The organism is Streptomyces sp. ActVer, assembly GCF_027270795.1.
Lineage (GTDB): Bacteria > Actinomycetota > Actinomycetes > Streptomycetales > Streptomycetaceae > Streptomyces > Streptomyces umbrinus_A.
On sequence record NZ_JAPWHT010000066.1, the window covers coordinates 22,684 to 32,303 of the forward strand.

General features: G+C 71.4%; 10 protein-coding genes. 8 read left to right on the forward strand and 2 right to left on the reverse strand.

Going from position 1 to position 9,620, the window contains the following annotated elements; translation table 11 throughout:
* Positions 1-8: 8 nt before the first annotated feature.
* The 6 genes from paaC (at position 9) to O3Q52_RS13990 (ending at position 5,657) form a co-directional block, all read left to right on the forward strand.
* Positions 9-836 (forward strand): 1,2-phenylacetyl-CoA epoxidase subunit PaaC, encoded by an 828-nt coding sequence (gene paaC / locus O3Q52_RS13965; protein ID WP_269649096.1) that lies wholly within the window; start codon positions 9-11, stop codon positions 834-836.
* Positions 830-1,345 carry a 1,2-phenylacetyl-CoA epoxidase subunit PaaD gene (gene paaD, locus O3Q52_RS13970; protein WP_269649097.1) on the forward strand — a complete coding sequence of 172 codons (516 nt, stop codon included), beginning with the start codon at positions 830-832 and terminating at the stop codon, positions 1,343-1,345. Before paaC ends, paaD begins: the two co-directional genes overlap by 7 nt.
* Positions 1,345-2,520 carry a 1,2-phenylacetyl-CoA epoxidase subunit PaaE gene (gene paaE, locus O3Q52_RS13975; RefSeq protein ID WP_269649098.1) on the forward strand — a complete coding sequence of 392 codons (1,176 nt, stop codon included), beginning with the start codon at positions 1,345-1,347 and terminating at the stop codon, positions 2,518-2,520. Before paaD ends, paaE begins: the two co-directional genes overlap by 1 nt.
* 200 nt (positions 2,521-2,720) lie before the next feature.
* The gene (locus tag O3Q52_RS13980) at positions 2,721-4,085 is read left to right on the forward strand and encodes an FAD-dependent oxidoreductase (protein WP_269649099.1); all 1,365 of its coding nucleotides are present in this window, start codon (positions 2,721-2,723) and stop codon (positions 4,083-4,085) included.
* A 229-nt stretch (positions 4,086-4,314) separates the two neighbouring features.
* Entirely contained in the window at positions 4,315-5,016 is a 702-nt protein-coding gene (locus O3Q52_RS13985) for an SDR family oxidoreductase (RefSeq protein ID WP_269649100.1), read from the forward strand.
* Positions 5,017-5,087: 71 nt separating this feature from the next.
* A complete protein-coding gene (locus O3Q52_RS13990) occupies positions 5,088-5,657 on the forward strand; it encodes a TetR/AcrR family transcriptional regulator (RefSeq protein WP_269649101.1) in 570 nt (189 codons plus the stop codon).
* 121 nt (positions 5,658-5,778) lie between these two features.
* On the opposite strand, the gene O3Q52_RS13995 is transcribed toward O3Q52_RS13990, so the two are convergent.
* Together O3Q52_RS13995 and O3Q52_RS14000 are read right to left on the reverse strand one after the other, a co-directional pair.
* The gene (locus O3Q52_RS13995) at positions 5,779-6,474 is read right to left on the reverse strand and encodes an HAD family phosphatase (RefSeq protein ID WP_269649102.1); all 696 of its coding nucleotides are present in this window, start codon (positions 6,472-6,474) and stop codon (positions 5,779-5,781) included.
* A 57-nt stretch (positions 6,475-6,531) separates the two neighbouring features.
* Positions 6,532-7,008, reverse strand: coding sequence for an Lrp/AsnC family transcriptional regulator (locus O3Q52_RS14000; protein WP_269649103.1), 477 nt, complete (start codon positions 7,006-7,008; stop codon positions 6,532-6,534).
* Positions 7,009-7,288: 280 nt separating this feature from the next.
* Here O3Q52_RS14000 and O3Q52_RS14005 point away from each other — a divergent pair, with 280 nt between their 5' ends.
* Both O3Q52_RS14005 and O3Q52_RS14010 read left to right on the forward strand, forming a co-directional pair.
* Entirely contained in the window at positions 7,289-8,797 is a 1,509-nt protein-coding gene (locus tag O3Q52_RS14005; protein WP_269649107.1) for an FUSC family protein, read from the forward strand.
* 315 nt (positions 8,798-9,112) lie between these two features.
* On the forward strand, positions 9,113-9,620 hold a 508-nt coding region (locus tag O3Q52_RS14010; protein WP_269649104.1), incomplete at its 3' end, for a beta-propeller fold lactonase family protein.

Consider the following 9,620-nt stretch of genomic DNA (forward strand, 5'->3'; position numbering starts at 1 on the left):
AGCAGGGCATGAGTGACGACCACGTCTACATGACCCTCGCCGAGGGACACGAGGACGACGCCCGCTGGGCCTACGGCACAGGCTTCGAGGACCCGCTGCACGGCGTGGACACCACCGTGCCCGAGGGTGTCGACGCCGGCCGGCTGGCCGCGGACTGCGTGGCACTCGCCGACGACGCGCTGGTCTCCGCGCAGCGGCTGGCCGAGTGGACCACCCGCGCGCCCGAGCTGGAGGAGGAGGTCGCGCTGGCCAACATCGGCCTCGACCTCCTCGGCCAGGCCCGCCTGCTGTACGCACGCGCCGGGCAGGTCGACGGCACCGGTCGCGACGAGGACGCGTACGCCTACTTCCGGGACGCGGAGGACTTCAGGAACGTCCGCCTGGCCGAACTCCCGTGCGGGGACTTCGCGTTCTCGATCGTGCGGCTGCTGGTCCTGTCCAGCTGGCGCCTGGCGCACTTCGAGCAGCTCTCGGAGCACCCCGACCCCGTCCTCGCGGCCATCGCCGCCAAGGGCGTCAAGGAGCTGACCTACCACCGGCAGTACGCGGCCGAGTGGGCGGTGCGCCTCGGTGACGGCACGGAGGAGTCGCGCCGCCGGACCCGTACGGCCATGGAGCAGGTCGCCCCGTACTTCGGCGAGCTGTTCACGGCGTACGACGTGCGGGACGAGGTGGTCGCCGTGCTGCGGCAGGTCACCGAGGCGGCCGGGCTGCCCATGCCGGTGTACCGGCCGCTGTCCGGCGCTGGCCGCGCGGGGGAGCACACCGAGCATCTCGCGCCGCTGCTGGCCGAGTTGCAGAGCGTGGCCCGAGCGCACCCGGGGGCGACATGGTGACCGTACTGACGGATGTGCGGCACGCCCGGCACATTGCCGAGCAGGTGCCGGATCCCGAACTGCCCATGCTGACCCTGGCCGACCTCGGCGTTCTGCGCTCCGTCGAGGTGACCGGTGACGGGACCGTGGTCGCGAGTCTGACGCCGACCTACTCCGGCTGCCCGGCGATGGCCGAGATGCGCGCGGACGTGGCGGCACGGCTGCGCGACGCGGGGTACGCGCGCGTGGAGATCCGTACGGTCCTGGACCCGCCGTGGACGAGTGACTGGATCACCCCGGAGGGCCGGCGCAAGCTCGCCGAGAACGGCATCGCGCCGCCCGGCGCCGCGCCCCGCCACGCAGCCGGTCCCGTTCCGCTCGTGCTGTCGCCTGTCCGGCGCACGGTGGCGTGCCCGCGCTGCGGTTCGGCGGACACCGAGGAGACCTCCCGTTTCGCCGCCACGTCCTGCAAGGCGCTGTGGCGCTGCCTCGCCTGCCGCGAGCCGTTCGAGTACGTCAAGGAGATCTGATGGAAGGCCTGAGGGAAGAGCCGATGAGAGGCCTGGAGGGCGCGGCCGAGCCGGCCGTCGCTCCCGCTTCCGGTCCTGCTTCCGGCCCGGCGGTGCGTCCGCGGGCCCGCGCCCGACGCCCGGTCTTCCACACCCTGCGCGTCGCCTCCGTGCAGCCGTTGTGCGAGGACGCGGCGGCGGTCAGCTTCGAGATCCCGGAGGAGCTGGGCGAGGAGTTCGCCTTCGCGCCCGGACAGTCGCTCACACTGCGGCGCGAGATCGACGGACGGGACGAGCGGCGCTCGTACTCCATCTGCTCTCCGGCCGGTTCGGTGCCGCGCATCGGGGTGCGGGTGGTGCCTGGCGGCCTGTTCTCGGCGTGGCTCGTGCAGGACGTACGCCCCGGCGACACCGTCGAGGTCATGGCCCCCACCGGCTTCTTCACCCCCGACCTGACCACGCACGGCCATCACGTGCTGATCGCGGCGGGCTCCGGCATCACGCCCATGGTGTCCATCGCCGAGTCCGTCCTGGCCGCGGACTCCCGCTCCACCGTCACCCTCTTCTACGGCAACCGGCGCACCGGCACGGTGATGTTCGCCGACGAGCTGGCGGACCTGAAGGACCTGTATCCGGCCCGTTTCCAGCTCGCCCATGTGCTGTCGCGCGAGCCCCGGGAGGCCGAGGTGCTGTCCGGCCGCCTCGACGCCGAGCGGCTCGCGGCGCTCGTCGACGCCCTGGTCGACGTGAAGGCGGCCGACCACTGGTGGCTGTGCGGCCCGCACGGCATGGTCCGTGACGCCCAGGAGGTCCTCGCCGGTCTCGGCGTGCCCGGCGACCGCGTCCATCAGGAGCTGTTCTACGCCGACGACGAGCCCGTACGGGAAGTGCGTCACGAGGAGGCCGCCGCCGAGGGGGCCGTCAGCCAGGTGACCATCACCCTCGACGGGCGCTCGACCACCGCTGCCCTCGCGCGGGACCGGAGCCTCCTCGACGGCGCCCAGAAGACCCGCCCCGACCTGCCGTTCGCCTGCAAGGGCGGCGTCTGCGGCACCTGCCGGGCTCTGGTCACCGACGGCAAGGCCGACATGCGCCGCAACTTCGCCCTCGAAACGTCCGAGGTCGACGCGGGGTACGTGCTCACCTGCCAGTCGTATCCGGTCTCCGAGACGCTGACCGTCGACTACGACAGCTGAACCGGCGAGGAAGCCGGCTGACCCCGTACGGGAGTCGACTGCATCGGCACGGGAGTCGATCCCTGCCCCTTCATGCGCGTGGACCCCATAAAGCGGCCTTATGGGGTCATAGATCGGGCCCGACTACTGACTTAGGCATGCCTTAGTTTAGGCTCCGGGTGAGTACTCCTGATCGATCATCGCTCGAAGGGAACCTGAACATGTCTCGCCCCCTGCGGGTAGCCATAGTCGGAGCCGGCCCCGCCGGGATCTACGCCGCCGACGCGCTGTTGAAGTCCGCAGTGGCCGTCGAGCCCGGCGTGTCCATCGACCTCTTCGAGCGGATGCCGGCCCCGTTCGGCCTGATCCGCTACGGCGTCGCCCCCGACCACCCGCGCATCAAGGGCATCATCAACGCCCTGCACCAGGTGCTCGACAAGCCGCAGATCCGCCTCTTCGGCAACGTGGACTACCCGGGCGACATCAACCTGGACGACCTGCGTGCCTTCTACGACGCGGTGATCTTCTCCACGGGCGCCACGGCCGACCGGGCCCTCGACATACCCGGCATCGACCTCGACGGCTCGTACGGCGCGGCGGACTTCGTCTCCTGGTACGACGGCCACCCGGACGTCCCGCGCACCTGGCCGCTGGAGGCGGAGAAGGTCGCCGTCCTCGGTGTCGGCAACGTCGCGCTCGACGTGGCGCGCATCCTCGCCAAGACCGCCGACGAACTGCTGCCGACCGAGATCCCGGCGAACGTGTACGACGGCATCAAGGCCAACAAGGCCCTTGAGGTCCACGTGTTCGGCCGCCGTGGCCCGGCGCAGGCGAAGTTCAGCCCGATGGAGCTGCGGGAGCTGGACCACTCCCCGAACATCGAGGTCATCGTCGACCCCGAGGACATCGACTACGACGACGGCTCGATCGCCACCCGGCGGGGCAACAAGCAGGCCGACATGGTCGCCAAGACCCTGGAGAACTGGGCCATCCGCGACGTCGGCGACCGGCCGCACAAGCTGTTCCTGCACTTCTTCGAGTCGCCGACCGAGATCCTCGGCGAGGACGGCAGGGTCGTCGGCCTGCGCACCGAGCGCACCGCCCTCGACGGCACCGGCAACGTCAAGGGCACCGGCGAGTTCAAGGACTGGGACCTCGGCGCGGTCTACCGCGCGGTCGGCTACCTCTCCGACAAGCTGCCCAAGCTGCCCTGGGACGTCGAGACGGGCACCGTCCCGGACAAGGCCGGCCGGGTGATGGAGGAGACCGGCGAGCACCTGCAGTCGGCGTACGTCACCGGCTGGATCCGGCGCGGGCCCGTCGGCCTGATCGGCCACACCAAGGGCGACGCCAACGAGACGGTCGCCAGCCTGCTGGACGACCACGCCAACGGCCGTTTGCACACGCCTGTTTCGCCCGGTCCGGAGGCCGTGGACGCGTTCCTCGCCGAGCGGGACGTCCGCTTCACCACGTGGGACGGCTGGTACCGCCTGGACGCCGCGGAGAAGGCGCTGGGCGAGCCCCAGGGTCGCGAGCGCGTGAAGCTCGTCGAGCGCGAGGACATGCTCAGGGAGAGCGGCGCGTAACACCGACCGTCCGCCGCCGGTTCAACGGACCAGCACTGATCCGACCAACCAGCACTGATCCAACCGGCCGGTTCACCGGCCATGTGGGGCCCCGTCGCTACGGCGGGGCCCCACTCGCGTTTGCCCGCGGTTCGGTGGCCTTGCTTTGTGAAACCGATCGGTTTACTGTTTCCAATGAAGGGAAACCGATCGGTTTCCGAGTGTTCGTGTGTTGAGTTCGGAGAATGGCATGACTGCGATCGAGGGTTCCGTCGTCCTGGTGACCGGCGGCAGCAGGGGGATCGGCAAGGCGCTGGTGGAAGGGCTTTTCGAGCGGGGGGCGAAGAAGGTGTACGCCACCGCCCGTGATCCGCGGACGGTCACGCACCCCCGGGCGGTCCCGCTCGCGCTGGAGGTCACCGACCCCGCGTCCGTCGCGGCGGCGGCCGAGCAGGCCGGCGACGTCACCATCCTGATCAACAACGCCGGGGTCTCCGTGAACGCGTCCTTCCTGGAGGCGCCGGTCGAGGACGTGCGCCGGGACTTCGAAACGAACTTCTACGGACCGCTGCTCACCGCGAGGGCGTTCGTCCCGGTCATCGAGCGCAACGGCGGCGGCCACATCCTGAACGTCCACTCCGTGCTGTCGTGGGTCGGTCTCGCCGGCTCGTACAGCGCGTCCAAGGCCGCGGTCTGGTCCCAGACCAACTCCCTGCGGCTCGACCTCAAGCCGCGCGGTATCGGCGTCACCGGGCTCCATGTCGGATACGTCGACACGGACATGACGGCGAAGATCGACGCCCCCAAGGCCTCGCCCGAGGACGTGGCGTCCCAGGCGCTCGACGGTATCGAGAGCGGGGCGTTCGAGGTGCTGGCCGACGACCTGTCCCGGCAGGTGAAGTCCGGCCTGTCCGCGGATCTTTCGGTGCTGTATCCGCAGCTCGTCTCCTAGCCTTCAGCGACCGCGTCGGCAGTAGACCGATCGGTTTTGGGGGCGCTCCCCGACGGAGGTACCCTCCGCTCATGGCCAGTACGGACAAGACATCCACGAGGGACCGGCTGCTCGACGCGGCCATGGAGCTCTTCTACCGCGACGGTGTCTCCATCGGCGTCGAGGCGCTGTGCCGGGCCGCCGGGGTGTCGAAGCGTTCGATGTACCAGCTCTACGCCAGCAAGGACGAGGTGCTCGCGGCGAGCCTGGAGCGGCGTGCGCCGGAGTACGCGCGGCAGTTGGACATCGGCGCCGATGACACCCGGCCGCCCCGTGCCCGCATCCTGCACACCTTCGAGTTGCTGGAACAGGCCTCGACGCAGGACGACTACCGCGGCTGTCCGTTCCTGTCCGTCATGGTCGAGCTCAAGAACCCCGAGCATCCGGCGAGCGTCGTCGCCCTGCGGGTCAAGGACTCCCTGACCGAGGCCTTCCGCGCCGAGGCCGAGCGCGGCGGCGCCCGCGACCCCCAACTCCTCGCCCGCCAGCTCACCCTCATCTTCGACGGAGCAAGCGCCCGCGGCGGCGCCAAGGCGGAAACCCTTCAGGGCCTGACCACGACAACGGCAACGGCCCTGCTGGACGCGGCGGGCGTCGCGTAGGGCAAGGGCCGCGCACGGGCCCTGCGGGGCTGAGCCGGGAGCCCCGCCCGGGCCAGGCACGCCTGCAGGGGCGCGGGGAACGGCGCGCTCAACCACAGCCAACCCGCAGCCGACCAACCCCCTACGCTTCCCCGCCCAACCGGCGGAGCCACTCGTACGCGGCCCGAGCCGTGAACTCGGCCTGCCCACCCCGCAACAGCAACCCCGCCGTCGCGAACGCCGGATCATCGGCCTGTCCCGCGACGTACGGGACTGCGATGCACCGCATCCCGGCCGCGTGCGCCGCGGCGGCCCCCGGCGGGGCGTCCTCAAGGACCACGCAGTTACCGGGAACCACCCCGAGCCGCCGCGCCGCCTCCAGGAAGACATCGGGAGCGGGCTTGCCGGAGGCGACCTCCTCCGCCGAGACGACCGTCCGCAGATACGCGGACAACCCCGTGCCCGCCAGAATCGCCTCGATGGCCTCGCGCGAGGACCCCGAGGCCACAGCCATCGGTACACCCTCCCCGGCCAGCAGCTCCACGAACTTCCGCATCTCCGGGTAGACCGGGGTGGACGCGCGGGCCAGCTCCAGATAGCGCCGGTTCTTGTCCGCGAGGAGCACGTCCAGCGGGGCGTCCAGGGCGTACCGCTCCTTCCAGAGCGCGATCGTCTCCTGCGTGCTGATGCCGACGTACCGCTCGTGGTCCGCCCAGGTGAAGTCCGTGATGCCCTGCCCGGCGAGCGTCTGCCGTCCCGCCTCGTAGTAGTTCGGCTCGCTGTCCACGAGTGTTCCGTCGAGATCGAAGATGACCGAAGTGCTGCCGAGATTGCTCATGGGATCCAGGATGCCGGGTCCCGAATGCCGACGATCAACCTCGGGCCGTACGCCCGGTCAACCCCGGGCCGTACGCCCGATCGACTCCACCAACGGCAGCATCCGCTGCGGCACGCGCTCGCGCAGCGCGACCTCGGTCCGGGTGCGGACGACGCCCGGCAGGCTGATCAGCGCCTGGATCACGTCCTCCAGATGGCCGTTGTCCCGCGCGACGACCCGCGTCAGCAGATCCCCGCCGCCGGTGATCGAGAACGCCTCGATGATCTCCGGCACGGCCGCCAACGCGTCCCCCACGTCGTCGAGATGCCCCTGGGTGACCTCGATATGCACGAACGCGAGCACCGGATGCCCGAGCGCGGCGGGGGAGAGCGAGGGACCCGTACCGGTGATCACGCCGTCCCGCTCCAGCCGGTCGAGCCGTGCCTGCAGGGTGCCGCGGGCGACGCCGAGGATGCGCGCGTACTCGCGCACGCTGGTGCGCGGCTGCTCCATGAGCAGCCGCAGGATGCGGGTGTCGAGCTCGTCCACGGCCATGGTCCGTTGGTCTCCCTGCGGTCGGGGATGATCGTTCCCGACTGTACCAATGGCCCAGCCGATCACGAGCCGGTTGAGCCACTGCTCCCGCACTGCTTACCTTGTGGGTATCCATGGCGCGGACACGCGTCATTCATGGCGCCGCGAAGCGCCGGACGGCAAGGAAGCCGGATCCGGACCCGCGGCGCCATTGCCATGTCCTGAAGGCGCGTCCTGAACAAGGCACGTCCTGATGGTGGGGTCGACACGAAGTGGGGGCGGGCTGCCGACGGTGAAGAAGATGTTCATGGCTCCGGATCCGGGCCTGGCACGGCTGCGGATCTCGCTGCGGGCGGTGCTCGGCATCGGTCTCGCGGTGGCCGCGTCGGAGCTGGCCGGACTCTCGCTGCCCGCCTCGATCACGGGCGGTCTCGCCGCGCTCCTCGCGTTGTTCACGGTCGGCGACCCGACCGTGCGCGGCCAGGCGGTCACCACCGCCCTGCTGCCCGTCGTCGGCTTCCCCGTGCTGGCCCTCGCGGCCACGCTGCACTCGGTGCCGACCGTTCGCGACGCGATCTGGCTCGCCGTGATCTTCTGCGGGGTGTACGCCCGCCGCTGGGGGCCGCGCGGCCACGCGCTCGGCATCTTCGCGTTCATGACCTTCTTCATCACGCAGTTCCTGCACGCCGTGCCCGGCCAGCTCCCGCAGCTGTACGCCGCTATGGCGCTCGCGCTGGCGGCGTCCTCGGTGGTGCGTTTCGGCGTGTGGTGCATCGAGCGGCGCACGGCACCGCCCGTCACGCCCGCCGCGCCGGCCGGCCGCGGGCTCTCCCGGTCGACCACCCGCCAGGCCTTCCAGGCGACGGCCGCCTGCGCGTTCGCGATCGCCGCGGGCCAGGTCCTCTCCCATGAGCGCTGGTACTGGGCCGTCGGCACCGCCTGGTGGATCTTCGTCAACACGTCCTCGCGCGGCGAGACCCTCGTACGCGGCTTCCGGCGCGTCGTCGGCACGGTCACCGGCATCGTGGCCGGCCTGCTGATCGCCGTACCGCTGGACGGCGCTCCCGCACCCACCGCGGCGATCGTGGCGGTCTGCGTCTGGGGGATCTTCTACACCGCGGCTCTCTCGTACAGCTGGATGATGTTCTTCGTCACCGTCATGGCCGGCCTGCTCTACGGGCTGCTCGGTGTGCTGCATCCAGGCCTGTTGGGGCTGCGTCTCGCGGAGACGGCCGCAGGCGCGCTCGGTGCCGCGCTCGCCGTCGCGCTGATCCTGCCCGTCACCACGCACGCGGTCACCGACCGCTGGGTGGGCCAGGCCGTACGCGCCGTGCACGGATGCACCGCGGCGGCGGCCCGACGCCTCGCGGGTGACCCCGACGCCGACCCCGCGCCGCAGGCGGCGGAACTGGAGGCGATGCTCGGCCGGGTCCGGTTCGCCCTCGCGCCGCTCGTACACCCCCTCAACCCGATGCGGGCCCGCAAGGCCCGGGCCCGTCAGGTGCTCGCCCTCCTCGACGACTGCGCCCGGGAGACACGCGGTCTCGCGGCCGTCGTCGCCGACCCGGACGCCTCGTACGACGCCCGCCTGACGGCCGCCTGCGGGCGTGTCGAGGCAGCGGTGGAGGTCCTGGTCGGCGCGGTGCCCGAACGCGCCGTGACGATGACGGTGGGAGCGCTGGGCCGCCACTCCACGGCCCGGGTCCACCACCCCGGCACCGAGCAGGCGCTGGCCCACCTCCATGGCCTTGAACGGGCGCTCGCCGCGCTGGCCACGCCCCTGCGCGGCTCGTCGGCCGTGAGTGCCTGAACCCCCTCCGTGCACACCGCGGTTGGACACATTGCCCATGAATGAGGCAGTTTCACCGGACATGTAGAGGGTGGATCAGGCCGTCGGGCGGGTAACCCCGCGGCTGTCAGCCGCACGGAGTCCGCGGACCGCGCGGGAGCGGCCCGCGGGCGCGGCCGCCTGAGCGCGCACGATGCGCAACGCCCCGCACAGAACCGGCCAACACCTCACGGGCGACGGGACCGGGCCGGCTGGAGGCCGAGGCCTCCCGTCTGGTCTAGGCCATTGACTGCTACTGTCGGCCCCGAACGGCTTGGGCACCGAGAGGGGACGGCAGTGGCGGACGGCGACGGACGACGGCGACGGGCCTACATCGGCTCCTTCACGGCGGCAGGGGGCCTCGGTGTCCTCACCGCGGCCGTGGACGAGGAGAGCGGCGCCCTGACGCTGCTGGGCGCCGTGAACAGCGTCGCCGACCCCTCGTATCTCGCCCTGTCGCCCGCCGGGGACATGCTCTACGCGGTGAGCGAGACGGCCGACGGCGCCATCGCCGCGTACCGGCTGAAGGGCGATGAGCCTTCCCTGGCCGGCCCGCTGGTGCCGGTCGGCGGCAGCGGGCCCACCCATCTGAGCCTCTTCGACGGGCACGTCCTGACGGCCAACTACGGCTCCGGCAGCGTCAGCGCCGTGCCGATCCGCCACGACGGAAGCCTCGCCACCGCCTCCGGTGTGCTGCGGCACAAGGGGTCGGGTCCGCACGGGCAGCGCCAGCAGGGCCCGCACGCCCACCACGTGCAGCCCGACCCGAGCCGCCGGTGGGCCGTGAGCGTAGACCTCGGAACCG